Consider the following 26939-nt stretch of genomic DNA (forward strand, 5'->3'; position numbering starts at 1 on the left):
CCGCTCCCGAACTGTCGCGCCTGTCGGCCCTGCTCCAGGGTGCGCGCGGCGCCGCCGGTCGCCGATCTCGCCCACTGAAAGTGGCACTGACGGGACCGCTCAGATGCGTTACCGTGATGCGTCACCGGTCATCGGTGGCAGACCGTCCCACAGTCATTGAGGAGCATTTCATGGGCAGCATCGCGGAGATCTACGCATCCTTCGGAGACATCCTGGGTGGCCTCGGCCTCGGATCGAGCGAGCCGGAGACCCCGCCGGCGGCGTAGTCCCCGAACACGACACGACCCCCGCTGCTCTCGGTGAGCGGCGGGGGTCGCGTCGTGTCTGTGGTTGTGACGACTCAGGCCGGGACGGCCGCGAGCACGGCATCCGCGAGCGCGCGCTCACCAGCAGCATTGGGGTGCACAGGAACCGGCTGGAGCGCGCCGATCATCGGCTCGATCCACCGCTGCTCCGGCGACTGGCATCCGTCACGCCCCACGGAGGCCTGTGCCATGTCGACGAACGTGGTGCCTGTTTCCGCGGCGGCGCGGGACACGGCGTCGTTCAGCGTCGCCTGGAGATCGCGCAGGTACGGCACATCGCCCGCGGCGAGCGGCATCTGCGGTAGGCAGCCGCCCGACTCCGGCAGCAACCACGGGTACCCGACGATCGCGACCTCGGCGTTCGGCGCTCGGTCGTGGACGTCGCTCAGTGCCTGGACCAGTGCCGGGTACGTCTTCGTACGCACCTCCTCCGCGAGGCTCTCGCCGTACTGATCCCGGCACGGGCTCCACGCTCCGAGACGAGTCACCCCGGCGCCGATGCATTTGGCCATCGCCATCGCGAACGTGCTGTTGTTGTTGCCGCCGATCATCATCGTGACGAGATCCGCGGACGGGGTCAGCGCGTCGAGTTGCGGTCGCATCCCCTCGTACTGGGCGCGGTAGAAGTCCTCGGTCTTGGCGCCGCCGCAGCTCACGTCGGTCAGCTGATAGCCGCGTTCGGCAGCGATCAGGTGGGCGAAGTTGCGGGAGGACTGCGCACAGGACGTCGGGGTCCCCGGAACGGTCGGGAAAACACCGGAACCGGCGCTGAAGCTGTCGCCGAGGTTGACGTACTCGACCGGATCCTGCGCCGCGGCGCCCGCCGCGCCCGTCATCGCCACCGCTGCTGCCACTGCGGCGGCAACCGCCACTGCCCGCGTTCTCGAGAACCTGCCCACGAAGGAGACTCCTTGCCCGCCGCGAGGTGGCCCCCGCCGCCTCGATCGGGCAGGAATCTAGCAGGGTCAGGCCACGCAGATGGGCAGAATGATGTTCGGTCCGAACAGTGGGATGAGACCTACCGGCGCGCACGCCAGGAACGCCGCGAGCGGGTTCTGGTTCTGGCCGATGAGGACCACCGGACGGACCGGGTCCGGTGCCGGCTGGTGAGCGGCCGCGGCTCCGGAGCCGAGCAGGAGCAGGGAGGGGACGGCGGCCGCGGCGACGGCGGCGCGCAGGGCAACGGTTCTCATGACGGATCACGACCAGTTCGTCGACAGGGGTACCCGTCTCACGGTGCGCTTTCCCGAGGCGGGAAGCAAGCCTCATCGCTCCGGAAGAAAGGTCCCCGACGGCGTGAGCGGCTGGTTGATGCGCGGCGCGTACTGGTCGAAGTAGACGCGGGCGATGAGGTCACGGCGGCTGCGGACGCCCGCCTTGTCGAAGATCAGCTTGAGGTGGTCCTGCACGGTGTAGGCGGACAGGTGCAGTGCCGCGGCGATGTCCTTGGTCGCGACCCCCTGCAGCACCAGCTGTGTCACGTCCCGCTCGCGGGGGCTGAGACCGAACGCCTCGACCACGATCGGCACGATGTCCGGTGGCCGGGCCTCCTCGATGGTGACCACCACTTCGCCGACACGCCCGTCGCTCGACGACAGGGGAGACGCGTTGATCACCAGCCACATTCCCGACCGGCCTCGCACCCGGAGGCGCGGGGGCACCTCCGACTCGCCGCGGCCGTAGCGGCGCGCGGCCCCGATCAGCGAGTAGATCGGATTGACGGCGGCACCGCTGTTGTCGCCTGCGATCAGGTCGTCGATGCGTTCCTGGCTGCCCGCGCTCATCTGGACGATCTCGTCGTCCCGGCTGACGATGAGGACCGCCGGGCCGGTCATCGTCGTCTGAGGTCCGGCGACGACAGAGCACAGCAGGCCGGACCGTACGCCGTGCGCGAGGGTGCGGGACAGCGCTGCCAGGAAGGTGATCTCGTCCTCGCCGAAGGGACGGCAGTCCGATCCCGCCCGGAAGAACGAGATCCCGCCCCAGACGTGGTCGCCGTCGCGGAGGATCATCCGGGCCTCGTCGTGGAACGCGTACTCGGGGATCATCAGTTCGCTCATCCGATTCGAGACGCGGGGTTCGCCTCGGGTGAGGGCGTTCAGCCCGACCGCGTCGACCCGCTGCGCGGCCATCTCCCGGAACGCCGTCTCCTCGACCCGCCCGTACTCCAGCAGGCCCCAGTCGGCGTCCTTGTGGTCCTGGCCGAGCAGGCCGCCGTACTTGCGGGCCGAGGTCAGCAGCAGCGAACCGGGATCGAGGCCCGCGACACAGATGGCGTCGTTGGGGATCGCGCGGCTGATCGACTCGACGACCTCGGCGAAGAACTCGTCGAGGCCGAGGCCGGCATGCGCGACCACGTCGAGGTCGCGCCGTACACGCTCGGCAGTCAGGCTCCGCGTCATCGTCCCAGTGTGGAACCGTGCTGGTTGGCTGTCCATCCCAGATAGTTGGGGTCGATCGGGGAGCGGACGTCCAGCTGGGTTCGTTAGCCTCGAACGATCCTCGACGACGGGAGTGCGATGCGCGAGCGGCTGCTGACGGCGGACGCAGTCCAGGCACGGTTGGTGTCGCACGCCGATGCGGAGCAACTGCCGGCGATGCGCAAACGCCTCGCCCCCGACGAGGCCGTCATCGGGATGCGCATGCGCGACCTCTTCGACACGGCCAAGGCGGCAACCGGGATGCCGTTGACCGAGGTCGAGCGGCTGATGGACCACGCAGAGTACGAGTCGCGGATGGCGGCGTTCTGCGTGCTCGACTTCAAGGCCCGCGCGGCGCTCGGCGATCCCGAGCTCCACGACCTGTACCTCCGGCGCCATGACGCCATCAGTACCTGGGACATGGTCGACCGTGCGGCCCCTCGGGTCGTCGGTGGCCACGTCGCCGGCGGTCCCTACGACGTGTTGCACGAACTGGCCGTCGCCGAGCATCCGTTGCGTCGTCGGACGGCGGCCACGGCGCCCCTGTACTTCGCGATGGCGGGGACCGACGCCGACCGCGCCGTTGGCTTCGAGGTCTGCGCGGTCCTGCACGCCGACCCGGAGCCGGTCGTGACCAATGCGGTCGGCATCTATCTCAAGCACGCGGGCAGTCGTGACCGCGGCGCCCTCGAGGCCTTCCTCGCGACGAATGCGGCGGCGATGCCCCGTCCGGCGCTCAGGCTCGCGATCGAGAAGCTCCCGCCCGATCTCCGACGCAGCTGGCTCGGCTGACGCCGGAGACAGTCGAGGTCAGCCGTCCCCTCGGGCGTCGAGCGCTGGGTCGACAGGGGAGAGCACGCCGTTCGGGTCGTGGCGCCGCCGGATCTCGTCGAGACGGGCTCGCTGCTCGGCGGGCCACAGTGCCGCCCGCACGGCCGCAGGCAGCCCACAGAAGCTGAGCAGCGCCCCGGCGCTCCAGGGGGCCACCGCATCCGTCACCGCGCGCAGATGGGTGTCTACCTGGTCACCCAGGGGGCCGGCGCAGACTCCGATGGCCGTCACGGCGAACGCGGCATCGCGGCCGGTGACCGCGTTGTCGGTGCCGTGCGGCCGGCGGAGCGCACCACCGAGGAGGCGGATCTCCACGATCGCCAGCGGGCTCGGGACGTCGGGTCCGGCGACGGCGAGAATCGCGTCGACGGCCTCGGCCGGGAGGGCGGACAGTGCCGCTCCGCGGTCGGCGGCGGGCAGCGGGCCGGGCGGATCCATGTGGACGGCGTCGAGCGCCGCGACGGGCATGACGCCGACACCGTCGAGGAGGATGGCCCCGCAGGTTCGCATCGGAGCCAGCAGGGCCTCGGCGACGTCGGGGTCGCCTGTGTGGGTGTAGCGCAGGTGCGCGACGACCTGACCCTGCAGCGGCGGAGGAAGATTCGGGTCCGGGGGCAGCCGCGTGATCGCCACTGATGTTCCCGCCTCCGGGGGCAACGCGGGTGCCCACCGCCGCCAGGCGTGCAGGACGTCGCGGGCACTGTCGCCGGCGAAGAAGATCCCGCCGCCGTAGATCTGGGCGAGCTCGACGAGGCCGAATTCGATTGCGGTGACGATGCCCAATCCGTCGCGGCCACCGCGCAACGCCCAGAACAGGTCCGGGTCGGAGTCGGCGTCCACGGTGCGGACGGCTCCGTCCGCGGTCACGACCTCCAGTGCGCGCACATGGTCTGCGGCGTAACCGAATTCGCGTCCGAGGAGGCTGAGGCCGCCGCCGAGGGTGAATCCGACGACGCCGACACTCGACGAGGAACCGACCCGCCCCGTGAGTCCGTGCGGGGCGGTGGCCGCGGCCACGTCGCGCCAGCGGGCCCCCGCCGCCGCCCGGGCGGTCTTGGATTCCGGGTCGACGGCGACGTCGGTCATGCGGGAAGTGGTCACGATCAGCTGGCCGGCGCCTTCGAGCGCCGCACCGTGGCCGGTGGCACGTACTCCCACCCGCAGGCCGTGGAAGGCGGCGTATCGGACCGCCGCGGCGACATCGTCGGCGCAGGTGGCGGCGACGACGATTGACGCTGCGGGTGTCGCCGCGAGATTGAAGCCGGTCAGTTCGGCGTCGAAGCCGGCGTCGCCGGGGGTGAGGACGGCACCCGCGACAGCCGCGCGGAGACGGTCGACGGACGGGGACGGTTGCTGCTGGGTGGTGATCGACATGTGGGTTCCTCGAGGTGTCGGGTCGGGAGGCGGGGCGGGTGTCAGCGACCGGCCTGGGCGGTGATCTCGACGGCGAGGCCTGGGAGCGCGAGCGCGGTGACGCCGACGAGCGCGGCCGGCGGGGTCGCCTGGGCGGCGTCGAGGCGCTCGGTCAACGCCGAGTACGCGGCGAGCGTCGCGGGCACGTCGGTCGTGTAGATGGTGAGCATGTGCACGTCGGCGAGGGTCATGCCCGCGATCTGGAGGATCTCCTCGATGTTGTGCATCGCGAGGGAGATCTGCGCGGACAGGTCGCCCTCGTGCAGGACCAGGCCCTCGGCGTCCACCGAGGCCTGACCTGCGACGGTCAGGATGCGGGTGGGTGCCGAGCGCAGCTGCGCGTGGTCGAACCGGAACGGGGCGTTCCACGTTGTGGGGTTGATTCGCTGGGGGGACGAGATGGTGGTTGTCATGCCTTCGAGCGTCGTCGCGGCCCGTGGCGTTTCCCATCCCGTCTCGCCGGGGTCTTCCGCGTCCACGGACCTGGGGCGCTACCGGGCCCAGAAAACTGGGGGGCAGCTCACCCTGCCGGGACCACCGGCCAGGATTGGCATGTCGCGGAAAAGGAGGTGTCCATGCCCGATACGCCGATGGCGGACACGCCGGTGACCGAGGTGCGGGGAGCCGCCGGCGAGTCGATTCTCTTCGACGGAACGACCGTGGCGAAGTACCGGCATCACGGGAAGGACGAGGCCGCCCGCAATCCCGTCTCGACGTTCCGTGAACTGCGGATCACGGAGAAGAAGTCACTGTTCGGAAAGCCGCGCACTCCGCGACAGTTCACCGCACTGCTCGTCATATCGTCGATCATGAGTCTCACCGTCGACGAGGCGGGGAAGGCCGACCTCGAAGCGATGGTGGCGGGATTCAGGAGCTGACGGAACGCCGCTGACCTGTGTCTTGCTGGTGCCCTCGGTGAGACTCGAACTTCGATTCCGGTACTCACATCAGACAGCACGTCAAGGCTGGAAAACACCTCTCACCTGCTGTAACGCGAATCATGCGGAACATGTAGGCGCACAGGCAGACGGCAGATTGCATCGGCGGGGGAACCACGGTTGGAACCACGGTTCCCCCGCCTGTCGTGCGCGTGCGGGGTTCTGTCAGGTCGGCAGGCCGGCGCGGGCGGACGGGCGAGCGCTCACCATCCATCACCCTTATCTCGTCCTCTGACGCGCATGATGGCGTGCGGTAGATCCCAGCACTTCGGGTTCTCAGGTATCCGTGTGCCGCCTGGGGTGGTGAGGATCTTCCCCTTGAGTGGTCGGGGGTCGTCGGGTCTCCAAGAGCGGTAGTTGCCCTCGACTGCGCACATCACGTGCATGAGTGCGTCGGCGAGGTCGTCGTGTCCGGCGGCTTCGGGTACCTCGATTCGGACTGCTCCGCTGGGGGTCATCTCGTAGGTGAGGGCGTGTAGTTGCTTGAGGAGTTCGGTGTGGTTGGGCAGGACGACGCGGCCCTGCTGGAGCAGGAGCTTGAGTGCGCCGTAGCCGCTGGTCTTGCGGCGGTTGTCGGTGGTGACCGGCGTAACCATGCCGTAGCCGCGCATGAGGTGGCTTTGCTTGTCCATCCGGTTGGCGAGTACCTGGGTGGGCATCTGCCCGACGCCGTTGGTTTCGGAGATGAGCCGGACCAGGCCGTAGCCGCGTGCCACTTCGGCGATGCGGTCGATGAAGTCGGAGTACTGCATACGGCTGTGAGCTTCGAGCCAGGGGATGAAGTAGACCAGTTCGTCGAGGTGCTTACCCCGGTTGAGTTCCTGGTCGTCGAGGACGCCGAGGAGGACCAGCGCATTGGAGTCGCTGTAACCCCAGTCGATTCCGGCGACGGCGGTCTGTCCGTGCGCCTTCGCTGGTGGGATGAGCTGGTAGTCGGCGACGGCGTTGTCGAGCTCGGCCATTGTGAAGTAACTACCGGCCTCGTCGGTCCATTCGGCTTCGATCTCGGTGCGGAACTTGATCGGCGACCAGGTGCGCCGCCACTCCTCGATGAGGTCGAGGTCGGCAATCGGTGATGCGGCGGAGGGCCAGTGCCAGGACTGGACGCGCTCGGAAGGGGTGTTCTTGCCGTCGACGTACTTGCTGCGGAAGAAGTGGGTCGTCGATCCCCAGGGTGTCGAGGCGAGGATGACGCGGGAGCCGGGGCGGGCGAGGATCGACGGTTCTGCGGCCTGCCAGAGGCTCATGCTGATGAAGGCGGCTTCGTCGACGATGAGCAGGTCGATGCTGTTGCCGCGGGCGCGGGCGTCGGATGCGGGGATGGACTGGATGGTCGAGCCGTTGCCGAACGTGAGTAGCTGCTTCTGGTCGTCGAGAACGGACCCGCGCAGCAACGGGCTGCGGCGGGCCATGCCGGCACAGTCGTCGAGCACGCGCTTGGATGCGTCCTCTCCGTTGGAGATGACCAGGACGCGCACGTTGCTGCGGACGGCGGCGGTATGGAGCGCGCAGACAGCGAGAACGCGGGATTTGCCGACCTGCCTGCCGGCGAGGAGGCAGCGGTAGCGGGCGGGGGAGCGGGCGAAGTCGGCCTGGTAGTCCCAGAGGGGTTCGCCGATGACCTGCTCGGCGAAGTAGGCGGGGTCGTCGACGAGGCGGTCGGCGTCGATGCCGTCGAGGGTGGCGGTCATGCGTCAGCGCCTTTCTCGCGGTTGGCGTTGTGTTGGGACAGCAGGGTTGCCAGATCGACTTCGGTGGCGGCGGCGTCGCGTTGGAGCTTGGCGCGGGCCATCGGGTCCATGCCGAGGGTGGCGCGCAGCGAGGCGGCGCGGCCCTCGTAGACCGGCAGGAGCTTCGCGGCGGGGGTGGCGTCACCGGTGGGGCCGATGAGGCCGTGCTCGTCGATCCAGTCGTGGAGGAGGTCGACCTTGGCCTCGAACCTGGCCCAGGCTGTCAGTGCGGGGGTGTATGAGGGGTCGTTCAGGTATGCGCACTGCGCGAGGGCGGTTTCGATCCACCTCGCGGCAATGGGCGCGATGCTGCGTTCGGAGTGCGCGCCGTGCTGGAGCGCGAGGGTGTTGTTCTTCTCGAAGGGTGGGCGCTGCCAGGACGACGCAGGGACCGGGGCAAGTTCCCCGGCCTCCTGCGCCTCCTTGCGGGCGCGCGTCTTCGGGCGGCCCGCCATCGGTTACGCCGTCACGCCGCGCAGCACGACGATGGCCTCGGGGTTGACCGGGGCGGCGTCGTAGCGGCAGACAACGCGGATGGCCTGCTGGTCGTACTCGCCGAACGTCTCCCGGAGCAGGGTCACGGTCGGGGCCATGTCGCGGGCGACGGTGATCTTGGAGAAGTCGGCCAGGACGATCGCGGACTCGTTGGTGCCGGCGCCGAGGTTCTTCGGGACGCGGTTGGAGACGATGACCTCGTGGCCGAGGAGGCGGTACTTGCCGGCTTCGGTGGGGTCGGGCTGGAGTGCGTACATGTTCGATCCGGTGGCCTGCTTGATCTTGCGCAGGTTGACCAGGTCGCGCGAGTTCATGAGCCACTTGAGCTGAGTCGGGTCGACTTCCGCGCCGAGGGCCAGCCCTTCGGCGTCGTGCAGGTCGTCGAGGCTCGGGGTGCCGACTGCGGTCATGTTCTGCACGCCGGTGTAGTTGAGCAGGCCGAGGGGCAGGGTGCCGGTGGGGGTGCCCGCGGTACCAGCAATGAGCTGGTCGTCGATCTTTCCGGCGACGTCGTTGACCATGCGCGTCTGAATCGCGGCGATGGTCTCGGCGATGGACTGGCGGGCCAGCTCGTTCGAGTACCGGTGAAGGCTCTTGATCGACTTGATCTTGGGGTCGAGGAGAAGCACCTCATCGAACGAGGGTTCCACCTCGTCGATCAGCTCGTTCTCTCCGTGCCAGGACGGGGAGGTGCTGCCGGTGTAGGTGGGGATGCGGACGGGGCCGTGAGAGTCGATGATCTTGACGCCCGAGGACAGGAACACCGACGCCTTCTGAAGGGGGACGGTGACGATGTTCGTGATCTGCTCGGCGGAGAGTACGGACCCGGCGGTGGAAGTGGACAGTGCCATGAGAATGCTCCCGGAGGGGACAGGCCGGGACGGTAGAAGCCCGGCGGGGGAATGGCGTTGTACGCCAAGGGGATTGGCCGCGAGCGTCGCGCTCTAGCTGGCCGTGATGTGAGGTGCCGGACCTCGTGAAGCTGGTAACCGGGTGGGCGCCTGGCCCGTTCGATCAGTTGTCAGGGTACACCAATACCCCCGGGGCATGATGACGTCCCGGGGGTATTGGTTGTTCCGCGCAGGGCAGGTTCGTAACGGGACGTCTACACGCCATCCCTCCCCGTACCCTTGGATTCCTTGCCGGGCATTGGGACCGGCTCGGCGACTTTGACGCGGGGCCTAGAAGCCGTCCTGCACCATCGCTACGAAGTCGGCGGTGCCGGCTGCGGCCTGGGCGGCGGGATCGGGGGTGGATGCGGCGTGCGGTCGGGCGCCGCCGACGGGGTTGCCGGATCGGCCAGCGGGCGGCTTCGCGATGCCGAGGTGCGGACGTTCGGTCACGAGGGCGGTTGCGGCGTCGGCGTACTTGTCCGGGTCCGGCTTGCCGTTGTCGTCAACGAGGGTGGCGGTGTCGACGTAGCGGCCCAGATCCTCGGGATCGGCCAGCTTGTCCTTGAGTCCGTCGAGGGCGGCCTTGGTGTGGATGCCGGACAGTTCCTCGCGCAGGGTGTCCCTCTCGGCCTGGGCCTCGGTCGCGTCCTGCCGGTGCTGCGCGGCTTCGCTTCGGAGGTCGCGGATGATCTTCTGTGCCCATGAGGGCAGGGAGTCGATGGTTTCGGTGGTGTCAGTCATTGCTGTTCTCCTGGTTGCGGTACTGGTGGGACTTGCGGGCGAACTCGTCGAGCAGGCTGGACAACAGGGTCAGCTGCTCGGGGGTGTACTTCCACGAGTGCTTGGCGAGTCCGTTGAGGCGGCGCTTGGCGGCTTCGCGGGCGAGGGCGAGCATGTCGCCTTGGGCGTAGGCGTTGGTCATCGGTCACCCTCCTGTGTGGTCTTGCGCCACTTCGGCCCCATCACGGCGGCCGTGAGGACAGTCATGGCGGCGTGCATCGGCTCGTTCGGATCTCGGTATTCGGTGCGGATGTAGCCGCTGTGGTCGTCGACGGGGACCAGCTCGCCGTCTTCGGCGGCTGCGAACACGGTCCGCGTGTCGTAGGGGGGCGTCTCGGTGACGGTTTCGTAGTGGACGCGGCTGTGTTCCGGGGTGTTCCATACGAGGTCTGTTTCGCGATGCTCTTGAAGGAGGAGCGCGGGACAGGGTTCGACGAACTCGGTGCCGTCGTTGAGCCTCCAGACGTTCATCCATCCGGGCGGGAGTGCGGTCACGCTCACGGTGGTGTGGTTGGAGAAGGCGCGGTCGTGTCGTCGATCGGGCTTGGTGGTCATGTTGCCTCGTTTTCCCAGGTCGGTGGTTGCAGGGGGAGGACCGGTAGGACCGCGGTCCTCCCCCGTTTTCGCAGGTCAGAGCGGTGGACCTAGGGTCCTACGGTCCTACCCCCCTTACAGTTGGTAGGCAGTGCCGTCGAAGGTGATCGCGTTGGACGATTCGAGGTCGCTCAACACGACGTCGAGGCGGTCCCGAAGGTTGGCCTTGAGGTTGTTTCGGAGGTCTTTCCGGGTAGCCGTTCCGCGTCGTTCGAGGCATCGGATGATCGCGCCTCGGATGCGGTCGAGGTCTTTGCGGTCGGCTCGGTCGTTGATGATCTCGGCCTCGTCCGCCTTCGCTTCGGCGCGTGCCCGGTTGGCTTCGCGGGTCCGCTCGGCGAGCACACATTCGATGGCCGCTCGGGTCCGATCCGACTCTCGTGCGATCGCCCCGGCGAGCAACCAATCCTCGTCGTCGACGATGGTGCGCCCGTCGAGGATTGTCAGACCAGCCGCCACCTTCAATCGAGCGAGCATCCGATGGCCGTCGAGAGGATCAACATCTGCGCCACGCAGGATCGCCAGGCGGTGCCGATCCATCGCTACGCGGGCACTGTCGGGGATCGTCAGATACTCGCTATCCGACCCCCAACGCGGGATCTTCACCACGAACGGCTCCGGGGTCGGCGGTGCCTCGTCGGGTGCATCGGGATCGTCGACGCGGAGGAACACGAACCGTTGCGGAGTGCCGCCGTCTGAATCGTGCAGCAGTGGCGCGGCCTTCGCGGGCTGGACGCCGACGACCAACGAGGCGCGGTAGCTGTGCGCGGGCAGTACCGAGCGCGTGGCCTTCGCGGCGTTGTTGAATCCCAACTGTTCACCCATGTACAGCTTCCGCAGCTCCGGGAGCAGCGTCGCGCCCTGCCGGGAACCTAGAGCGGCGAGGGTGTCGACCTCCTGCACCGAGAACAGGGCGCGGGTCCGGGGATTAGGTTCGTCGTCCTCGGTACCAGCGGGCCGGTACGTCCGCGCCACACCCTCACCGGAACCGAGGGGCAATTCGTCCAGGTCGATCGGGCGCCCGTTGAAGTCGACGAACTGCACCGCGTCCCGTGCCGCTCCCTCGGATGCGCCCTTGCCGGCACCGGACGCGCCGACGAGGGCCGAGAAGATGTTCAGCGACACCGGGCCGCCGACGATCGGCGGGATCATCACGTTCGGCTCCACACTGGCGACTGCGCGGGCCAGGACGACACCGAGTGTCGACCAGGGACCAGACCGGCGAGAGCGGGCGAATGATCGGACGTGATCGAGGACCGGACGCGAAGACCAGAACCGTTCTGCCAGTGGGAGTTCCGTCACTGTGACGCTCATGCAGCTACCTCCTGGCCGCGAAGTGCGGCGAGACGACGGGAATGTTCACGGGCGGCGAGACCTTCACGGACGCTGAGCGGCATCAAGTCCTGCTCGGGCATGTTGCCCGCGGCGTCGACCAACGCCTTCCCCCAGACCTCTACTCGCCGCCGAAATGCTGCTCCCACGATCGAACTGGCGTGGTAGCGCAACTCGGATTCGAGTCCGGTGCACCCGGCGGTTGTCGCGTCGAGCAGGGTCTTGCGTACCGCGTCGCTCGCCTGCCCGGTCCGGGTCAGTTCGGCGAGAACCGCCTCGGGGTTGTGCGGGTTGCCCGCGTCGACGAGGCGGGTGATGGCCTCGTAGACGGCTGCGGCACTGGGCTGCTCGAAGTCAGCAGGAAGAACGTGGAACACGATGCTCTTGATCGCGATGTTGCGCGCCCACATCAGCGCGCACAGGAACAGGATGTCGGTCGTCACGCCGCCACCTCCTCGCGGGCCGCGTCGAGCACCTTCTTGGCCGCGCACAACGCGTCGATCAGGGCCGGGATGTGAGATGTGTCGAAAGCGTGGTTGCCGATGATGAGTTCGACGGCGAACAGCTGTTCGCCGTCGATCCCGGCGTCGGCCCAGTCGTGCGTGCTGATGTCGACGATCCCGCCGTCGATGTCGGGGAACTCAGCGATAGTGCGGATGATGCTGCGCTTCGTTACGGTCATGGTGAGTCATCTCCTGGTTGGGGTGGATTCGCTGAGGGCTTCGCAGTCCGGGTAGGTGCAACTACTCGGCGTCAGTGCGGAGCCCTTAGTCATTGGCGGCGCCGAACAGCGCCAGGAACGGGATGCGCGGAATCAGCACCCGGCGGCCCAGCTTCACGCTGGGGATGGTGCCGTTCTCAATGCCGGCCGTCACGGTGCGCGGGTCAACACCGAGCGCCTGCGCGGCGGTCGTGCGGGTGATCGCCATGTCGTCAGACTTCTGCAAGTCCTTGATCGTGACTTTGGCGATCGGTGCGGTTGTCGTCTTCAACCTCTCCACCTCATTTGCGTGAGTTTCGGATGACGCTACGGTTCATGTCCGAACCTGACGCAACCATAGACGCACTGCTGGAAGTTCGGCAACCACGGCGGTACATTGACGAACATGACGCAACCTTGGCAGGACGGAATCGTTAGACGCGTAGCCGACGAAGTGCGGCGGCTTCGTGGTGAAAACTCAGTTCAGTGGCTATCTGACCGGACCGCTGAACTTGGCTACCGGATCTCGCGATCAACCATCTCTGACATGGAGGTTGGTCGTCGTACCCGTCTCGAGGTCGCAGAGTTGATCGTTCTCGCGAAGGCGCTCGGCGTACCGCCAATCTTGTTGCTGTATCCGGGTATTCCGGGCAACCCAGTCGAGGTGCTGCCGGGTGTCGCAATGGATTCCCTCGCAGCGGCACAGTGGTTCGGTGGGGAGTCCAAACACAGTTGGTGGGACGCTTGGGCGCATCCGAGGGTGGGTGCCGAGAAGGAGGAGATCGAGGAATGGTCCTCCGGGGCCTTGCCGCTCATCCTTGCTCGCGACGAGGTCGAGGTGCTCCGCGAGATCTACAAGACTGAACGGCGAGAGAGCCGTCACGCGCAGACGCTGATTGACGACCCAACTAACGATGCAGCCAGAGAACTCCTGAAGATGACGCAGCAACGACTCTCAACCCTCGAATCCGACTTGAGGTCTGTGAGGCGTCGTCAGGTTGAAGCAGGTCTACAGCCGGTCACTCTCCCTTCACGGTTTCAAACTTCGGCAGATGATCAGGAGGTCGACGATGCCAAGGCGTAGACAGGCCGGCGAAGGCGGCATCAACGAGTACCAGACCGCCAAGGGCACCCGGTACTCGATCCTCTACTACGTGCCCCAGGAACACGGGAAGCCGAAGCGCGCCCAAAAGCGGGGATTCATCACGAGGAAGGACGCCGCCCGCGAACTGCGGAACATCAACCAGAAGATCGAGAACCAGACCTACACGCCACCAACGAAGCTGACCGTCGAGGGCTACCTCGAACAGTGGCTCAACGGCCTACGCCTGCGGCCTGGCACCATCGCCAACTACCGCCGGACAATCCGACTTCACGTCACCCCCTACATCGGCGACGTGCGGCTCGACCAGCTCACCGGGACACGACTCTCTGCCATGTACCGCGAACTCGAAGCCAAGGGATTCAGGCGGGGCGAGAAGGCTGGAACACAGGGCTTGTCGGCACGGACCGTCCGCTACGTCCACACCATCGTCTCAGCGGCCATGAAACAGGCTGTCTCTGATGGTCTGTTGGTGGTCAATCCTGCCACCAAAGCGAAGCCGCCCACCGCCACCGAAGCACGCGCCCCCGAGATGACTGCTTGGACGACCGAACAGGCGGCGGCATTCCTCACCTGGACCCGCGAGAACCGGGACACCTGGCAGGCGTGGCACGTGCTGCTGTACACGGGGATGCGACGCGGGGAGCTGGTGGGGCTGCGGTGGTCTGACGTCGATCTAGACGGGCAAACGATCAGCGTCGGGCGGTCGGTAGGGGTACACATCGACGGCGGGCGCACGGTCGGCATCGGCCCGACGAAGACCGGGAAACCTCGTGTCGTGAACATCGACGCGGGGACCGTGGAAGTGCTGCGAGAGTGGCGGAAGGCTCGCGCCGGCGTCGGGCTCGCACTGGCCCACAGGGACGCCTACGTGTTCGGCGCACTCGATGGTGGGCACATGGACCCGGACACTCTCAGTGCGCGCTTTGTGCGGCATCTGGGGGCCGCTATCGATGCCCTCGGTGAGGATGCGTTGCCAGTGGTGCGTGTCCACGACATTCGGCACACGCACGCCACTGCGTTGCTGCGGGCCGGCCAGCCCGTGAAGGTGGTGTCCGAGCGGCTGGGGCACACCGACGTGATGACGACGATGCGCGTCTATCAGCACGTACTGCCGGGGATGCAGGCCGCGGCGGCGGACACGTTCGCGGCCCTGCTGGGAACGTAGATTCGAGCCGTAAGAACCACTGGTGGAACCAAAACGGGGTTCGGAACCAATGTCAACCCTCTGACCTGCATCGAACTGGTGCCCTCGGTGAGACTCGAACTCACACTGCACGGGTTTTGAATCCGTTTCCTCTGCCAATTGGGATACGAGGGCTGGTGCGGATACCGACTGTAGATGATCCGGGGCGAGCGTCAAACACCGGTACCGTACGAGCGGTCGCCGAAGGGTGACACGATGGCGGGCGAATGCTGTCGACGCGTGTCGTGTTCCCGCTCCACGCGGGGAGAGGAGTGGCCGAGGATGAACGACCCCGCAGGGCAGGAAGGCCGCCCCGCACCGCGACGTGTCGTGGTAGCGGAAGACGAGACCCTCATTCGGATGGACCTCGTGGAGATGCTCCGCGAGGAGGGGTACGACGTCGTCGGCGAGGCCGAGGACGGGCAGCGGGCCGTCGAACTCGCCGAGGAACACAAGCCGGACCTGGTCATCATGGATGTGAAGATGCCGCGGCGCGACGGCATCGACGCGGCGTCGGAGATCGCGGCGAAACGCATTGCGCCGGTGGTGATCCTGACGGCGTTCAGTCAGCGTGAACTCGTCGAACGGGCGCGCGACGCGGGAGCGATGGCATATCTGGTCAAACCCTTCTCCAAGGCGGACCTCGTCCCCGCGGTCGAGCTGGCGGCCAGCAGATTCGCCGAGATCGCCGCACTGGAACAGGAGGTCGCAGGCCTCACCGACCAGATCGAGACGCGCAAGCTCGTCGAGCGTGCCAAGAGCATGCTCATGACCTCCCAGTCGTTGACCGAGCCCGAGGCGTTCAAGTGGATCCAGCGCGCCGCGATGGACCGGCGCACCACCATGAAGGTCGTTGCCGAAGTGATCCTGGAAACCCTCGGCACACCGTGAACACTGCGCTACCGGCGTGTTTCCGGACGCGCGGTCCGGTCACCCGCCGGCGGTGAGGTGCGCTGCTGTTCGACCTGATCCGGGCACGTTCCAGCGGTGCCGTCGGCCGGCGTGACATCTTCGTCGCGCCTGTAACGCTCGAAACACGAATCGCGCCACGTCGATTCATAGTGGTGCACAGCGATACTCGCGACGCTATGTTCACTCCGAAGCCGGCTCGGTCGGCACATGCGACCGTCCGGGTAGTGCAGACATCGGAGGTGGACCGTGCATCGTCGTGCAGTGCAAGGCGCGTTGGTTCTGGGGGTCGCAGTGACCCTTGCCGTGGCGGGGTGTAGTAGCAAGTCGACCGACGAGGGGTCGAGCGGTGGTGGCACCAGCGCATCGGCCGGTGGGCTGAGCATCACGCCGCAGGTTCTGCTCGACACCGCGGGCGCGGAGGTCGCCGCCACGGACGTCACGGACGCCGCCGATCCCGCCGGAAGTGGCAATGCCACCTGTGAGGGCGTGTCCATCGCCATGGCCGGTGCCCTCACGGGAGCGAACGCCGCGCTCGGCCAGAACATCCTCAACGGCGCGAAGCTCGCCGTCGACAAGCACAACGAGAACAACCCGAACTGCCAGGTCGATATCGTTCAGTTCGACACCGAGGGCGACCCCCAGAAGGCCACCCAGGTCGCCCCGAACATCGTCAGCGACCAGTCGGTGATCGCACTGCTCGGACCGGCGTTCTCCGGTGAGACCAAGGCAACGGGCGCGATCTTCAACCAGGCCGGACTGCCGTTCCTCACCGCGTCCGCCACCAACCCGACCCTCACGGAGAACGGCTGGACCACTTTCTTCCGTGGCCTCGGCAACGACAACAGTCAGGGCGCCGTCGTCGCGAAATACCTGACCGGCACCCTGGACGCCAAGAAGGTCTGCGTCGTCCAGGACGACTCGGACTACGGCGTCGGCCTCGCGAAGGTGGTGACCGAGAACCTCGGCTCGGCAGCGGACGCCGCATGCTCGGCGAGTGTGAAGACCGGGCAGAAGGACTTCGCGGCCACCGTCTCCCAGATCAAGGCCGAAGAACCGGACGCGGTCTGGTACTCCGGCTACTACGCGGAGGCCGCGCCGTTCGTGACCCAGCTGCGCGAAGGCGGCGTCACCGCGCTCTTCGCGTCGGGTGACGGCACCAACGATCCCGAGTTCGTGAAGCAGGCGGGTGAATCGGCCAAGGACGCGATCCTCACCTGCCCGTGCATCCCCGCCCCCGAGGCGCTCGCCGAGGCATACGAGGCGTCCAGCGGACAGGCGCCCGGCGTCTACTCCGTGGAGGGATACGACCTCGCCACGATCATGCTCACCGCGATCGACTCCGGTGTGAAGGATCGTGCGGGCATGCTCGAGTTCGTCCGCAACTACGACGGCCAGGGTGTGGGCAAGAGGTACCAGTGGAACCCGCAGGGCGAACTGTCGAACGCCCTCGTCCAGATCTACGAGGTCAACTGACCGTCCGCGGCCGGGCCCCGGTGAACGGTGCCCGGCCGCGTGACGGCTCATCACCGACCTCCACACCAATGAACGAGAGACCGCGATGATCGCGACCGCCCTCGTCGACTCCACGGCCCTGTACGCAGGCGGCGTCGACGTCCTCGCCGACAACATCGACTTCAACATCGAAGGGCTGACGAAGAGCTTCTGGCAGTTGACCGTTGACGGTCTCAGCTACGGTGCGATCTACGCACTCGTCGCGATCGGGTACACCCTGGTCTACGGAGTGCTGCGACTGATCAACTTCGCGCATTCCGAGATCTTCATGCTCGGACTGTTCGGCCAGTACGTTGCGCTGATGCTGCTCGGTTTCGCGCCGAGCGGCAACGTGTACAACGAGGGTGTCGCGATGACCGTTGTCTACCTCGGGCTGGCCATGCTCTTCGGCATGGCCGTGTCGGGTGGCGCCGCCGTCGGACTCGAGCGCGTGGCCTACCGTCCGCTCCGAAAACGCGGCGCCAAACCGCTCGTCTTCCTCATCACCGCGATCGGAATGTCCTTCGTTCTCCAGGAATTCGTCCACTACGTGCTGCCGAGGATCTGGCCGGGGCTCGGTGGCACCAACGCCCAGCAGCCGATCAAACTGGTGCAGCCGGTCGAGGTGTTCACCGTCTTCGGCGCCACCGTCACGAACGTGACGATCGTGATCATCGTCGCGGCGTTGCTGCTCACCGCAGCCACCGACATGCTGATCAACCGCAGCAAGTTCGGACGCGGCATCCGAGCCGTCGCCCAGGACCCGGACACGGCGACCCTGATGGGTGTCTCGCGGGAACGGGTCATCATGCTGACCTTCCTCATCGGCGGCCTGCTCGCCGGCGCCGCCGCGCTGCTGTACGCGCTGAAGATCCCGTCCGGGATCATCTACAACGGCGGCTTCATCCTCGGCATCAAGGCATTCTGCGCCGCCGTGCTCGGTGGAATCGGCAACCTGCGCGGTGCACTCATCGGTGGACTGCTCCTCGGCGTGATGGAGAACTACGGTCAGGTCGTCTTCGGCACCGAGTGGCGTGACGTCGTCGCGTTCGTGCTGCTCATCGCGGTGTTGATGTTCCGGCCCACCGGAATACTCGGCGAAAGTCTCGGGAAGGTTCGGGTATGAGCGCGCGGCATGCCGGCGCCGACGAGGCGCGTGGCCGCGGCGTCGGGGATGCGATCCGCGGCTGGTGGAACGCGCTGACGCGGCCGATGCAGTGGCTGATGGGGGTGCCGCTGATCGCGCTGATCGCGATCCTTCCCGTGTGGCGACCACCCCTGCTCGACACCCCCGGCACCGACTTCGGCGGCGTGATGGCACAGTTCGCGATGGTCGCGCTCATCGCGATCGGCCTGAACGTCGTCGTCGGGCAGGCCGGTCTGCTCGACCTCGGATACGTCGGCTTCTATGCGGTCGGCGCCTATACGGTCGGGTTGCTGACCAGCCCGAACAGCCCGTGGAACAAGATGGGCGCCAACGTGTTCTTCTCCACGGACTGGGCGTGGCTGTCGTGCCTGCCCATCGCGGTGGCGATCACCGCGTTCACCGGCCTGCTGCTCGGAACACCGACGCTGCGCCTCCGCGGCGACTACCTCGCCATCGTCACCCTCGGCTTCGGTGAGATCGTCCGCCTGCTCGCCGACAACCTCACCGACGTCACCAACGGCGGCCAGGGACTGTCCCAGATCGCGTATCCGCACCTCGGCGAGTCCGAGGAGAAGCCCTACGGCGTGTTCTCCGCGGGCAACACCGGCGGCAACGTCAACTCCGGGGTGTGGTGGTTCTGGGTCGGCATGGCAATGGTCATCGTCGTGCTGCTGATCGTGGGCAACCTCGAACGCAGCCGCGTCGGCCGCGCCTGGGTCGCGATCCGGGAGGACGAGGACGCCGCCGAGATCATGGGCGTGCCGACGTTCAAGTTCAAGCTCTGGGCGTTCACGATCGGTGCCGCGATCGGCGGCCTGTCGGGCGCGCTCTATGCGGGCCAGGTGCAGTTCATCAACCCGACCGGGTTCAACGTCATCAACTCGATGCTGTTCCTGTGCGCCGTGGTCATCGGCGGACAGGGCAACAAGCTCGGCGTCATCGTCGGCGCATTCATCATCGTGTACCTGCCCAACCGAGTGATGTCGGTCCAGGTCGGCGACCAGTCGCTCGGTGACTACAAGTACCTGTTCTTCGGCCTTGCGCTCGTGGTGCTCATGATCTTCCGGCCGCAGGGTCTGTTCCCGGCTCGGCAGAAGCTGCTGGCGTACGGTCGACAGGTGTACCAGGCGGTGCGCACACCGGTCGACACCCCGGACCCGCCCAGCACGGGTGATCCCGAGTCGACTCCGGAACCCGTGGGCGGAGGTGGACGATGACTTCGGGACCTGGCGCGGGCGACGCGCTGTTCGACAACGAGGACCTTGCCGTCGAACTTCCGCCGGAGACGGACGTGCCGACGGCGGGCGTCGTCGACGTCGCCGCGCTCGATCCGGCGCTCGCCGATCCGGATGCGGTCGCGGATGCCGTTGCACCGCAACGTGAAATCCGGGTCGACGAGGGTGAGGCGCTCCTGCGGACCGACGGACTCACGGTGAAGTTCGGCGGACTGGTCGCGCTCGACGACGTGAGTTTCGAGATCCGGCGCGGCGAGATCCTGGGCCTGATCGGACCGAACGGTGCGGGCAAGACCACGTGCTTCAACGCGATCACCGGTGTATACAAGCCGTCCGGTGGCACCGTGACCTTCGACGGTCGTCCGCTCGGGAAGACCAAGCGCAACGAGATCACCCGCCTCGGCATCGCCCGGACCTTCCAGAACATCCGACTGTTCGGGGAGATGACGGCGCTGGAGAACGTCGTCGTCGGTACCGACGCCCGACATCGGACATCGGTACCCGGCGCGATCTTCCGCACCGCTCGGCATCGGCGTGAGGAGCACGACGCCGTCGAACGTGGAATGGCGCTGCTCGAGTTCGTCGGCATCGCGCCGAAGGCGGTCGAGAAGGCGCGGAACCTCTCGTACGGTGATCAGCGCCGACTGGAGATCGCCCGCGCCCTGGCCACCGAACCGAAACTGCTCTGCCTCGACGAACCGGCCGCCGGGTTCAATCCCAGCGAGAAGGCCGCGCTGATGGACCTGATCCGCAAGATCCGCGACGACGGCTTCACCGTCCTGCTGATCGAGCACGACATGCGCCTGGTGATGGGGGTGACCGACCGGATCGTGGTCCTCGAGTTCGGTCGCAAGATCGCCGACGACGTTCCCGCCGCGATCCGGGAGAACCCGGCCGTGATCGCCGCCTACCTGGGGGTGCCCGACGATGAATCAGCCTGACACTCCGCTGCTCGAGGTGAGCGACATGGTCGTGGGCTACGGCCGGATTCGTGCGCTGCACGGCATCTCGCTGCAGGTCCGCCGCGGCGAGCTGGTCACCCTGCTCGGCGCGAACGGGGCGGGAAAGTCCACGACGATGCGTGCGCTGTCCGGACTGCTGCCGCTCGGTGGCGGACGGATCGTCTTCGACAGCAACGACATCAGTCACGTCAAGGCTCACGATCGGGTGAATCTCGGGATGGTGCAGGTGCCGGAGGGGCGCGGCGTCTTCCCCGGCATGACCGTGCAGGAGAACCTCGACATGGGTTGCTATGCACGGACGTTCGCGTCGAAGGGGGAGTACGCGGAGCGCCTCGACTGGGTGTTCGAGTTGTTCCCCCGCCTCGCCGAACGTCGCAGCCAGGTCGGCGGCACCATGTCCGGTGGCGAACAGCAGATGCTCGCGATCGGGCGGGCGTTGATGGCACGGCCGCGGCTGCTCATGATGGACGAGCCCTCGATGGGGCTGGCGCCGATGGTGATCGCACAGATCTTCCGGATCATCGCCGAGATCAACGCCCAGGGCACCACCATCCTGCTCGTCGAACAGAACGCGCAGCAGGCGCTGCGCCGCACCGACCGCGCCTACATTCTCGAAACCGGTGAGATCACACGCACCGGCACCGGGCCGGAACTGCTCGCGGATCCCGCGATCAAGCATGCGTATCTGGGCGTCGGGTGAGTGCGATGTTGCGAACCTGTCGGGGCACCTCCCTAGACTCACTGCGGTGAGCCCGACAACGTCCCCCTCATCCGACACCGCACCCGCAGGCACCGGCGACAAGCCGACGCTGCTGCTCCTCGACGGGCACTCGCTGGCATACCGCGCGTTCTTCGCGCTGCCCGCGGAGAACTTCAAGACCCACAGCGGGCAGACCACGAATGCCGTCTACGGGTTCACGTCGATGCTCATCAACCTGTTGCGCGACGAGCAGCCGACGCACGTCGCCGCCGCGTTCGACGTGTCCAGGCAGACGTTCCGCGCCGAGGCGTTCCCCGAGTACAAGGCGAACCGCAGCGCGACACCGGACGAGTTCAAGGGTCAGGTCGAGATCACCAAGGAGGTGCTCGGCGCGATGGGCATCCCGGTGATGGCCGAGGCCGGGTTCGAGGCCGACGACATCATCGCCACGCTCACCACCCAGGCCACGGCAGAGGGATTCCGGGTGCTGGTGTGCACCGGGGACCGGGACGCGCTGCAACTCGTCACCGACGACGTGACGGTGCTGTACCCCCGCAAGGGCGTCTCCGACCTGACCCGGTTCACCCCGGCCGCCGTCGAGGAGAAGTACGGGCTCACCCCGCGGCAGTACCCCGACTACGCGGCGCTGCGCGGCGATCCGTCCGACAACCTGCCCGGCATCCCGGGCGTGGGGGAGAAGACGGCCGCGAAGTGGATCCGCGAGTTCGGCTCGTTCACCGAGCTGGTGGACCGCGTCGACGAGGTGCGCGGCAAGGTCGGCGACTCGCTGCGCGCCAACCTGGCGGCAGTGGTGATGAACCGTCAGCTCACCGAGATGGTGCGGGACGTGCCGCTGCCGTACACCCCGGACCAGCTCGCGCTCGCGCCGTGGGACCGCGACCGGATCCATTCGCTGTTCGACGACCTCGAGTTCCGGGTCCTGCGGGACCGGCTCTTCGACACGCTGTCCTCCGCCGAGCCCGAAGCCGAAGAGGGCTTCGAGGTGCGCGGTGGCCCCCTTGCTCCCGGCGAGGTCGGCGCCTGGCTCGCCGCGCACGTCCGCGACGGCGCCCGTGCGGCGCTGGCGGTCGTCGGCCCCGGCAGCCCGTTCGGGGGCGATGCGACGTCTGTCGCGATCGCCGCCGCGGACGGCGAGGGCGCGTACATCGTGACCGCGACGGTCACCGAGGACGACGAGAACGAGCTCGCCGCGTGGCTGGCCGACGCCGCCGCGCCCAAGGCGCTGCACGAAGCCAAGTCGGCCATTCACGCGCTGCGCGGCCGGGGCTGGACGCTGCGCGGTCTCACCAGCGACACCGCGCTGGCGGCGTACCTGGTGCGGCCCGGCCAGCGCACGTTCAACCTCGACGACCTGTCGTTGCGGTACCTCAAGCGGGAGTTGCGTGTCGAGGACTCCGGTGACGCGCAGCTCTCGCTCCTCGACGCCGAGGACGAACTCGAGTCGAAGGCCGCGGAATCCGAGATCCTGCGTGCTCGCGCCGTCCTCGATCTCGCCGACGCCTTCGACACCGAACTGGCGGCCATCGAGTCGGCGCGGCTGCTGACCGACCTGGAGTTGCCGCTGCTCGAGGTACTCGCCGAGATCGAAGCCGCAGGCATCGCCGTCGACACCGACCACCTGGACGAGCTCCAGTCGACGTTCGCGGCCCGTGTGGCGGACGCCGCGAACGCCGCCTACGAGGTGATCGGTGAACAGATCAACCTCGGCTCACCGAAGCAGTTGCAGGTGATCCTGTTCGACAAGCTCGACATGCCGAAGACCAAGAAGACGAAGACGGGGTACACCACCGACGCCGCGGCGCTGGAGTCGCTGTTCGAGAAGACGCAGCATCCGTTCCTCGAGCACCTGCTCGCGCACCGCGACGCCACCCGACTCAAGATCACCGTCGACGGTCTGCTCAAGTCGGTGGCCGACGACGGCCGTATCCACACCACCTTCAACCAGACCGTCGCCGCGACAGGCAGGCTCTCGTCCACCGAGCCGAACCTGCAGAACATCCCGGTCCGCACCGACGCGGGCCGCCAGATCCGCGACGCTTTCGTCGTCGGCGCCGGTTCCGAGTCGCTGATGACCGCCGACTACAGCCAGATCGAGATGCGGATCATGGCGCACCTGTCGAAGGACGAGGGGCTGATCGAGGCGTTCAACACCGGCGAGGACCTGCACAGCTTCGTCGGGTCGCGGGCGTTCGGTGTGCCGATCGAGGAGGTCACCCCCGAACTGCGTCGCCGCGTGAAGGCGATGTCGTACGGCCTGGCCTACGGGCTCAGCGCGTACGGGCTCGCGGCTCAGCTCAAGATCTCCACCGAGGAGGCGAAGGAGCAGATGGACGCATACTTCGCCCGGTTCGGCGGCGTGCGCGACTACCTGCACGAGGTGGTGGAGAAAGCCCGCAAGGACGGCTACACGTCCACCCTGTACGGGCGGCGCCGCTACTTGCCGGACCTGAACTCCGACAACCGGCAGCGCCGGGAGGTCGCCGAACGCGCGGCACTGAACGCACCCATCCAGGGCACCGCCGCCGACATCATCAAGGTCGCGATGATCGACGTCCAGGCCGCGCTGACCGACTCCGGTCTGCGGTCCCGGATGCTGCTCCAGGTGCACGACGAACTGGTGCTCGAGATCGCCTCCGACGAGCGGGACGCCGTCGAGGCCCTCGTGCGGGAGAAGATGGCGGGCGCCATCGAACTGTCCGTTCCGCTCGACGTCTCCGTCGGAGTCGGTCGCAGCTGGGATGCGGCGGCGCACTGATGGGTGTCCTGGTCTGCTTCCATGCTCACCCCGACGACGAGGTGTTCATCACCGGCGGGGTGATCCGTCAGGCGTCCGACGCCGGGCACCGCGTCGTGCTCGTCACCGCGACCGACGGCGCCCTCGGCGAGGTTCCGGACGGGCTGCTCGCGCCCGGTGAGAGCCTGGCCCGGCGCCGCCTCGCGGAACTCGAGGCGTCGGCGGCGGCGCTCGGTGTGCACCGGGTGGTGCCGCTGCACTACCGGGACTCGGGAATGGCGGGTACGGACGACAACACCCACCCGGATGCGTTCTGCAACGTCGATGTCGAGATCGCGGCGGGGCGCCTGGCGGAGGTGCTCACGGCCGAGAACGCGGACGTCGTCACGATCTACGACGAGAACGGCGGCTACGGGCACCCCGACCACATCCAGGTGCACCGGGTCGGCGTCCGGGCGACCGAACTCGCGGGCGTGGAGCGGGTGTACGAGGCGGCGGTCAACCGGGACCACATGAAGCGGATGATCGCGGCGAACCCGGCCTGGTCGGATGGTGCGCAGCCGCCGGATGTCGACACCCTCGGCCTGCCCGAGGAACAGATCACGACGGTCGTGGACGTCACCGGTCACGTCGAGGCGAAGCGTGCGGCGATGGTCGCGCACGCCACCCAGGTCGGTGATTTCGGTCCGTTCCTCGAGCTGCCGGGGGAGCTGCTGGCCGCCGCGTTCGGAACCGAGTGGTTCCGTCGGCGCGGGGTGCCCGACGGAACCAGCGAATCGGCGTTGGCGCTGTAGCGCCGGGCCGGCACAGCCGACCCGGCGACATCGCTACGCCTCCTGCTGGGCTTCGATCTGCTTGCGGACCTCGTCCATGTCGAGGGCCTTGACCTGCGTCACCAGGTCCTCGAGCGCGGCCGCGGGCAGGGCACCCGGCTGGGAGAACACGAGGATGCCCTCGCGGAACGCCATGATCGTCGGGATCGACCGGATGTTCGCGGCCGCCGCGAGGCCCTGCTCGGCCTCGGTGTCGACCTTGCCGTGCACCACGTCGGGATGCGACTCGGAAGACGATTCGAAGGTCGGGGCGAACTGGCGGCACGGACCGCACCACGAGGCCCAGAAGTCGACCAGTACGACGTCGTTGCCGGTCACGATCTCGTCGAAGTTCTGCTGGGTCAGGGTCTGCGTGGCCATTCGAATCCTCTCGCCGCCGGCGGGTACCGGGCTCGGTGCAACCTCGTGGCTGCTGTTGCGTCGTTCAACACGCCGTCGACGCCGATTCTTCCCGACCGTCCTCGTGTGGTCACACCGGGCGCCGCGCGGCCGCGGTCAGGAGATGAGCCACTCGCGCCTCGCGTCGCCGTCCCAGCGGCGCACACCCGCGGCCTTCCCCGTCGTGTGCGCGGGGCTGACCAGGTTCACGGCGGGGCCGATCTCGTCGGAGAACACGCGCCGCGCGAGTGTGATGTGCGGGGTCCAGTCGCCCGGATGGATGTGGGAGGGAACTCCCGGGCATCCGTGTAACACCCGAAAAACGCTGCGCTGCAACGCCAGCAGCCCGGCGGTTGGAATCACCAGGTACGCCAGGGTCTTTCGGTGCCCCCCGAACACGACCAGGCCGCCGAGTGAGATTCGCAGGTCCGGCGGCGACAACTGCTGTTGCAGCAGCAGTTCGGTTTCCGGGTCGATGTGCTGCGCGACCGCGAGGGTCACGTGGGGGCGATTCGTCGACTTGCGGACGATGTCCTGACTGGGCAGTGCGGCGTCGGACAGGCGCCGCCACTCCCGTCGGACGGCGGTGTCGAGGGCGGAGTCGAGCAGCAGTTCAACGGACTGCACCATGCTGAGCAATGATTGTCGGGTGACCCCATCGAGCGCAACGACCCCCGATTCCGGGCGAGCCCCCACGCCGCTGCGACTGGGCCTGCTGGTCGGAGACGGGATCGGCCACGAAATCGTCCCCGCCACGCGGCGAGTCGTCGACACCGCCGTGGCCGCGGTCGGACACGAGCCGATCGACTGGGTCCTGCTGCCGATCGGATTCGACGCGATCGACAGTCACGGCACGCCGATCCCGGACGAGACCCTGACGGCGCTGGAGGGGCTGGCCGGCTGGGTACTCGGCCCACACGACAGCGCGGCGTACCCCGAACCCTTCCGTGGGGACCTCACTCCCGGTGGTGTGATCCGGAAGCGATTCGACCTGTTCGCCAACATCCGGCCTGCTCGCGCCCACGCCGGTGTCCGGTCCACGGTCCCCGACATGGACCTGGTGATCGTGCGGGAGAACACCGAGGGCTTCTATGCGGACCGGAACATGCACACCGGCAGCGGCGAGTTCATGCCGACGCCGGACGTCGCGATGGCGGTCGCGGTGTTCACTCGGCGGGCCTGCGAACGCATCGCCCACGCGGCGTGTCGCCTCGCCACGCAGCGCCGGGGGCGCGTCACCGTCGTCCACAAGACCAACGTGCTGCCCCTGACGACGGGACTGTTCCTCGACGCCGTCACAGATGTCGCCGCCGGCTATCCGAGAATCCGGGTCGACGCCGAACACGTCGACGCGATGGCTGCGCACCTCGTGCGCCGCGGCGGCGACTTCGACGTCGTCGTCACCGAGAACATGTTCGGCGACATCCTGTCCGATCTGGCAGGCGAACTCTCCGGTTCGCTCGGTACGGCGCCGTCCCTCAACTCGTCGGAGACCCAGGCGATGGCGCAGGCCGCCCACGGCGCCGCACCGGACATCGCGGGCCGCAATCGAGCCAACCCGACGGCACTGATGCTGTCGGCGGCGATGCTGCTCGATTGGCTGTCCGACCGTCGCGGCGAGGTCGGGCTCACTCGTGCCGCCGACCGCATTCGACGCGCCGTGGCGGACACCTTGGCCGCCGGAGTCGCGACGGCCGATCTCGGCGGGCTGGCGTCGACCGCCGAATTCACGGAAACGGTGGGGGCGCGAATCCTGCGCCGGTGACTCGGCTGCCAGTACGCTGCGAAGGGTGCGACTCTTGCCGGT

At 67.6% G+C, this 26939-nt stretch carries 30 protein-coding genes and 1 tRNA gene; 13 read left to right on the top strand and 18 right to left on the bottom strand.

Going from position 1 to position 26939, the window contains the following annotated elements; all coding sequences use genetic code 11:
- Positions 1-340: 340 nt before the first annotated feature.
- The 3 genes from FFS72_RS08010 to FFS72_RS08020 form a co-directional block, all read right to left on the bottom strand.
- Entirely contained in the window at positions 341-1204 is an 864-nt protein-coding gene (locus FFS72_RS08010) for an SGNH/GDSL hydrolase family protein (protein WP_249353182.1), read from the bottom strand.
- Positions 1205-1270: 66 nt separating this feature from the next.
- A complete protein-coding gene (locus FFS72_RS08015; RefSeq protein ID WP_137873433.1) occupies positions 1271-1498 on the bottom strand; it encodes a hypothetical protein in 228 nt (75 codons plus the stop codon).
- Positions 1499-1570: 72 nt separating this feature from the next.
- Complete coding sequence (locus FFS72_RS08020; protein ID WP_137873434.1) at positions 1571-2707, bottom strand: helix-turn-helix transcriptional regulator; 1137 nt, start codon at positions 2705-2707, stop codon at positions 1571-1573.
- 117 nt (positions 2708-2824) lie between these two features.
- On the opposite strand from FFS72_RS08020, the gene FFS72_RS08025 reads away from it, so the two are divergent.
- Entirely contained in the window at positions 2825-3517 is a 693-nt protein-coding gene (locus FFS72_RS08025; protein WP_137873435.1) for a DNA alkylation repair protein, read from the top strand.
- 18 nt (positions 3518-3535) lie between these two features.
- Here the strand turns inward: FFS72_RS08025 and FFS72_RS08030 are convergent, their stop codons facing one another.
- Entirely contained in the window at positions 3536-4930 is a 1395-nt protein-coding gene (locus FFS72_RS08030) for an FAD-binding oxidoreductase (protein WP_137873436.1), read from the bottom strand.
- A gap of 41 nt (positions 4931-4971) precedes the next feature.
- Entirely contained in the window at positions 4972-5382 is a 411-nt protein-coding gene (locus tag FFS72_RS08035; protein WP_249353183.1) for a RidA family protein, read from the bottom strand.
- A gap of 162 nt (positions 5383-5544) precedes the next feature.
- Between FFS72_RS08035 and FFS72_RS08040 the strand changes: the two genes are divergently transcribed.
- Positions 5545-5847: a hypothetical protein gene (locus FFS72_RS08040; RefSeq protein ID WP_249353184.1), complete on the top strand. Its 303-nt coding sequence runs from the start codon at positions 5545-5547 to the stop codon at positions 5845-5847.
- Positions 5848-6110: 263 nt separating this feature from the next.
- On the opposite strand, the gene FFS72_RS08045 is transcribed toward FFS72_RS08040, so the two are convergent.
- The 10 genes from FFS72_RS08045 to FFS72_RS08090 all read right to left on the bottom strand — a co-directional run bounded on the left by FFS72_RS08045 (position 6111) and on the right by FFS72_RS08090 (position 12723).
- Positions 6111-7598: a terminase large subunit domain-containing protein gene (locus tag FFS72_RS08045; protein ID WP_137873438.1), complete on the bottom strand. Its 1488-nt coding sequence runs from the start codon at positions 7596-7598 to the stop codon at positions 6111-6113.
- Positions 7595-8092, bottom strand: a complete 498-nt coding sequence (locus tag FFS72_RS08050) for a hypothetical protein (protein ID WP_212744333.1) — start codon at positions 8090-8092, stop codon at positions 7595-7597. Before FFS72_RS08050 ends, FFS72_RS08045 begins: the two co-directional genes overlap by 4 nt.
- A gap of 3 nt (positions 8093-8095) precedes the next feature.
- Positions 8096-8983, bottom strand: a complete 888-nt coding sequence (locus FFS72_RS08055; protein WP_137873439.1) for a phage major capsid protein — start codon at positions 8981-8983, stop codon at positions 8096-8098.
- Positions 8984-9313: 330 nt separating this feature from the next.
- The gene (locus tag FFS72_RS08060; RefSeq protein ID WP_137873440.1) at positions 9314-9766 is read right to left on the bottom strand and encodes a hypothetical protein; all 453 of its coding nucleotides are present in this window, start codon (positions 9764-9766) and stop codon (positions 9314-9316) included.
- Entirely contained in the window at positions 9759-9947 is a 189-nt protein-coding gene (locus FFS72_RS08065) for a hypothetical protein (protein WP_137873441.1), read from the bottom strand. The genes FFS72_RS08060 and FFS72_RS08065 overlap by 8 nt, the downstream gene beginning before the upstream one ends.
- Positions 9944-10360, bottom strand: coding sequence for a hypothetical protein (locus tag FFS72_RS08070; protein WP_137873442.1), 417 nt, complete (start codon positions 10358-10360; stop codon positions 9944-9946). The genes FFS72_RS08065 and FFS72_RS08070 overlap by 4 nt, the downstream gene beginning before the upstream one ends.
- Positions 10361-10474: 114 nt before the next feature.
- Entirely contained in the window at positions 10475-11713 is a 1239-nt protein-coding gene (locus FFS72_RS08075) for a hypothetical protein (RefSeq protein WP_137873443.1), read from the bottom strand.
- On the bottom strand, positions 11710-12174 hold the full coding sequence (locus FFS72_RS08080) for a DnaB-like helicase N-terminal domain-containing protein (RefSeq protein ID WP_137873444.1): 465 nt from the start codon (positions 12172-12174) through the stop codon (positions 11710-11712). The genes FFS72_RS08075 and FFS72_RS08080 overlap by 4 nt, the downstream gene beginning before the upstream one ends.
- Positions 12171-12413 carry a hypothetical protein gene (locus FFS72_RS08085; RefSeq protein ID WP_137873445.1) on the bottom strand — a complete coding sequence of 81 codons (243 nt, stop codon included), beginning with the start codon at positions 12411-12413 and terminating at the stop codon, positions 12171-12173. Before FFS72_RS08085 ends, FFS72_RS08080 begins: the two co-directional genes overlap by 4 nt.
- Before the next feature lie 85 nt (positions 12414-12498).
- The gene (locus tag FFS72_RS08090) at positions 12499-12723 is read right to left on the bottom strand and encodes a helix-turn-helix domain-containing protein (protein ID WP_249353185.1); all 225 of its coding nucleotides are present in this window, start codon (positions 12721-12723) and stop codon (positions 12499-12501) included.
- 114 nt (positions 12724-12837) lie between these two features.
- Between FFS72_RS08090 and FFS72_RS08095 the strand changes: the two genes are divergently transcribed.
- Both FFS72_RS08095 and FFS72_RS08100 read left to right on the top strand, forming a co-directional pair.
- Positions 12838-13515 carry a helix-turn-helix domain-containing protein gene (locus FFS72_RS08095; protein ID WP_137873446.1) on the top strand — a complete coding sequence of 226 codons (678 nt, stop codon included), beginning with the start codon at positions 12838-12840 and terminating at the stop codon, positions 13513-13515.
- Complete coding sequence (locus tag FFS72_RS08100) at positions 13430-14701, top strand: site-specific integrase (RefSeq protein WP_137873447.1); 1272 nt, start codon at positions 13430-13432, stop codon at positions 14699-14701. The genes FFS72_RS08095 and FFS72_RS08100 overlap by 86 nt, the downstream gene beginning before the upstream one ends.
- Before the next feature lie 76 nt (positions 14702-14777).
- On the opposite strand, the gene FFS72_RS08105 is transcribed toward FFS72_RS08100, so the two are convergent.
- A tRNA-Leu gene (locus FFS72_RS08105) sits at positions 14778-14854 on the bottom strand.
- 147 nt (positions 14855-15001) lie between these two features.
- On the opposite strand from FFS72_RS08105, the gene FFS72_RS08110 reads away from it, so the two are divergent.
- The 8 genes from FFS72_RS08110 to FFS72_RS08145 all read left to right on the top strand — a co-directional run bounded on the left by FFS72_RS08110 (position 15002) and on the right by FFS72_RS08145 (position 24715).
- The gene (locus FFS72_RS08110) at positions 15002-15610 is read left to right on the top strand and encodes an ANTAR domain-containing response regulator (protein ID WP_137873448.1); all 609 of its coding nucleotides are present in this window, start codon (positions 15002-15004) and stop codon (positions 15608-15610) included.
- 267 nt (positions 15611-15877) lie between these two features.
- The gene (locus FFS72_RS08115) at positions 15878-17104 is read left to right on the top strand and encodes a branched-chain amino acid ABC transporter substrate-binding protein (protein ID WP_137873449.1); all 1227 of its coding nucleotides are present in this window, start codon (positions 15878-15880) and stop codon (positions 17102-17104) included.
- Positions 17105-17189: 85 nt separating this feature from the next.
- Positions 17190-18248, top strand: coding sequence for a branched-chain amino acid ABC transporter permease (locus tag FFS72_RS08120; protein WP_137873450.1), 1059 nt, complete (start codon positions 17190-17192; stop codon positions 18246-18248).
- Positions 18245-19486 carry a branched-chain amino acid ABC transporter permease gene (locus tag FFS72_RS08125; RefSeq protein ID WP_137873451.1) on the top strand — a complete coding sequence of 414 codons (1242 nt, stop codon included), beginning with the start codon at positions 18245-18247 and terminating at the stop codon, positions 19484-19486. Before FFS72_RS08120 ends, FFS72_RS08125 begins: the two co-directional genes overlap by 4 nt.
- Complete coding sequence (locus FFS72_RS08130; RefSeq protein ID WP_137873452.1) at positions 19483-20445, top strand: ABC transporter ATP-binding protein; 963 nt, start codon at positions 19483-19485, stop codon at positions 20443-20445. The genes FFS72_RS08125 and FFS72_RS08130 overlap by 4 nt, the downstream gene beginning before the upstream one ends.
- Positions 20432-21166: an ABC transporter ATP-binding protein gene (locus FFS72_RS08135; protein ID WP_137873453.1), complete on the top strand. Its 735-nt coding sequence runs from the start codon at positions 20432-20434 to the stop codon at positions 21164-21166. The genes FFS72_RS08130 and FFS72_RS08135 overlap by 14 nt, the downstream gene beginning before the upstream one ends.
- A 46-nt stretch (positions 21167-21212) precedes the next feature.
- Positions 21213-23942, top strand: a complete 2730-nt coding sequence (polA, locus tag FFS72_RS08140; RefSeq protein ID WP_137873454.1) for a DNA polymerase I — start codon at positions 21213-21215, stop codon at positions 23940-23942.
- Positions 23942-24715, top strand: coding sequence for a PIG-L family deacetylase (locus FFS72_RS08145; protein WP_137873455.1), 774 nt, complete (start codon positions 23942-23944; stop codon positions 24713-24715). The genes polA and FFS72_RS08145 overlap by 1 nt, the downstream gene beginning before the upstream one ends.
- Before the next feature lie 33 nt (positions 24716-24748).
- Here the strand turns inward: FFS72_RS08145 and trxA are convergent, their stop codons facing one another.
- The gene (gene trxA, locus FFS72_RS08150; RefSeq protein ID WP_050065156.1) at positions 24749-25114 is read right to left on the bottom strand and encodes a thioredoxin; all 366 of its coding nucleotides are present in this window, start codon (positions 25112-25114) and stop codon (positions 24749-24751) included.
- A 135-nt stretch (positions 25115-25249) separates the two neighbouring features.
- Complete coding sequence (locus tag FFS72_RS08155) at positions 25250-25762, bottom strand: 2'-5' RNA ligase family protein (RefSeq protein WP_137873456.1); 513 nt, start codon at positions 25760-25762, stop codon at positions 25250-25252.
- 19 nt (positions 25763-25781) lie between these two features.
- On the opposite strand from FFS72_RS08155, the gene FFS72_RS08160 reads away from it, so the two are divergent.
- Positions 25782-26897 (top strand): isocitrate/isopropylmalate dehydrogenase family protein, encoded by a 1116-nt coding sequence (locus FFS72_RS08160; protein ID WP_249353187.1) that lies wholly within the window; start codon positions 25782-25784, stop codon positions 26895-26897.
- Positions 26898-26939: the final 42 nt, after the last annotated feature.

It is taken from the genome of Rhodococcus sp. Q (assembly GCF_005503035.1).
GTDB lineage: Bacteria > Actinomycetota > Actinomycetes > Mycobacteriales > Mycobacteriaceae > Rhodococcus_G.

What these genes read in the sequence shown, in the direction of transcription:
- FFS72_RS08015 (WP_137873433.1), bottom strand. Translation starts at nt 1,498, where the DNA reads ATGAGAACCGTTGCCCTGCGCGCCGCCGTCGCCGCGGCCGCCGTCCCC.
- FFS72_RS08020 (WP_137873434.1), bottom strand. Translation starts at nt 2,707, where the DNA reads ATGACGCGGAGCCTGACTGCCGAGCGTGTACGGCGCGACCTCGACGTG.
- FFS72_RS08025 (WP_137873435.1), top strand. Translation starts at nt 2,825, where the DNA reads ATGCGCGAGCGGCTGCTGACGGCGGACGCAGTCCAGGCACGGTTGGTG.
- FFS72_RS08030 (WP_137873436.1), bottom strand. Translation starts at nt 4,930, where the DNA reads ATGTCGATCACCACCCAGCAGCAACCGTCCCCGTCCGTCGACCGTCTC.
- FFS72_RS08035 (WP_249353183.1), bottom strand. Translation starts at nt 5,382, where the DNA reads ATGACAACCACCATCTCGTCCCCCCAGCGAATCAACCCCACAACGTGG.
- FFS72_RS08040 (WP_249353184.1), top strand. Translation starts at nt 5,545, where the DNA reads ATGCCCGATACGCCGATGGCGGACACGCCGGTGACCGAGGTGCGGGGA.
- FFS72_RS08045 (WP_137873438.1), bottom strand. Translation starts at nt 7,598, where the DNA reads ATGACCGCCACCCTCGACGGCATCGACGCCGACCGCCTCGTCGACGAC.
- FFS72_RS08050 (WP_212744333.1), bottom strand. Translation starts at nt 8,092, where the DNA reads ATGGCGGGCCGCCCGAAGACGCGCGCCCGCAAGGAGGCGCAGGAGGCC.
- FFS72_RS08055 (WP_137873439.1), bottom strand. Translation starts at nt 8,983, where the DNA reads ATGGCACTGTCCACTTCCACCGCCGGGTCCGTACTCTCCGCCGAGCAG.
- FFS72_RS08060 (WP_137873440.1), bottom strand. Translation starts at nt 9,766, where the DNA reads ATGACTGACACCACCGAAACCATCGACTCCCTGCCCTCATGGGCACAG.
- FFS72_RS08065 (WP_137873441.1), bottom strand. Translation starts at nt 9,947, where the DNA reads ATGACCAACGCCTACGCCCAAGGCGACATGCTCGCCCTCGCCCGCGAA.
- FFS72_RS08070 (WP_137873442.1), bottom strand. Translation starts at nt 10,360, where the DNA reads ATGACCACCAAGCCCGATCGACGACACGACCGCGCCTTCTCCAACCAC.
- FFS72_RS08075 (WP_137873443.1), bottom strand. Translation starts at nt 11,713, where the DNA reads ATGAGCGTCACAGTGACGGAACTCCCACTGGCAGAACGGTTCTGGTCT.
- FFS72_RS08085 (WP_137873445.1), bottom strand. Translation starts at nt 12,413, where the DNA reads ATGACCGTAACGAAGCGCAGCATCATCCGCACTATCGCTGAGTTCCCC.
- FFS72_RS08095 (WP_137873446.1), top strand. Translation starts at nt 12,838, where the DNA reads ATGACGCAACCTTGGCAGGACGGAATCGTTAGACGCGTAGCCGACGAA.
- FFS72_RS08110 (WP_137873448.1), top strand. Translation starts at nt 15,002, where the DNA reads ATGAACGACCCCGCAGGGCAGGAAGGCCGCCCCGCACCGCGACGTGTC.
- FFS72_RS08120 (WP_137873450.1), top strand. Translation starts at nt 17,190, where the DNA reads ATGATCGCGACCGCCCTCGTCGACTCCACGGCCCTGTACGCAGGCGGC.
- FFS72_RS08125 (WP_137873451.1), top strand. Translation starts at nt 18,245, where the DNA reads ATGAGCGCGCGGCATGCCGGCGCCGACGAGGCGCGTGGCCGCGGCGTC.
- FFS72_RS08130 (WP_137873452.1), top strand. Translation starts at nt 19,483, where the DNA reads ATGACTTCGGGACCTGGCGCGGGCGACGCGCTGTTCGACAACGAGGAC.
- FFS72_RS08135 (WP_137873453.1), top strand. Translation starts at nt 20,432, where the DNA reads ATGAATCAGCCTGACACTCCGCTGCTCGAGGTGAGCGACATGGTCGTG.
- FFS72_RS08145 (WP_137873455.1), top strand. Translation starts at nt 23,942, where the DNA reads ATGGGTGTCCTGGTCTGCTTCCATGCTCACCCCGACGACGAGGTGTTC.
- trxA (WP_050065156.1), bottom strand. Translation starts at nt 25,114, where the DNA reads ATGGCCACGCAGACCCTGACCCAGCAGAACTTCGACGAGATCGTGACC.
- FFS72_RS08155 (WP_137873456.1), bottom strand. Translation starts at nt 25,762, where the DNA reads ATGGTGCAGTCCGTTGAACTGCTGCTCGACTCCGCCCTCGACACCGCC.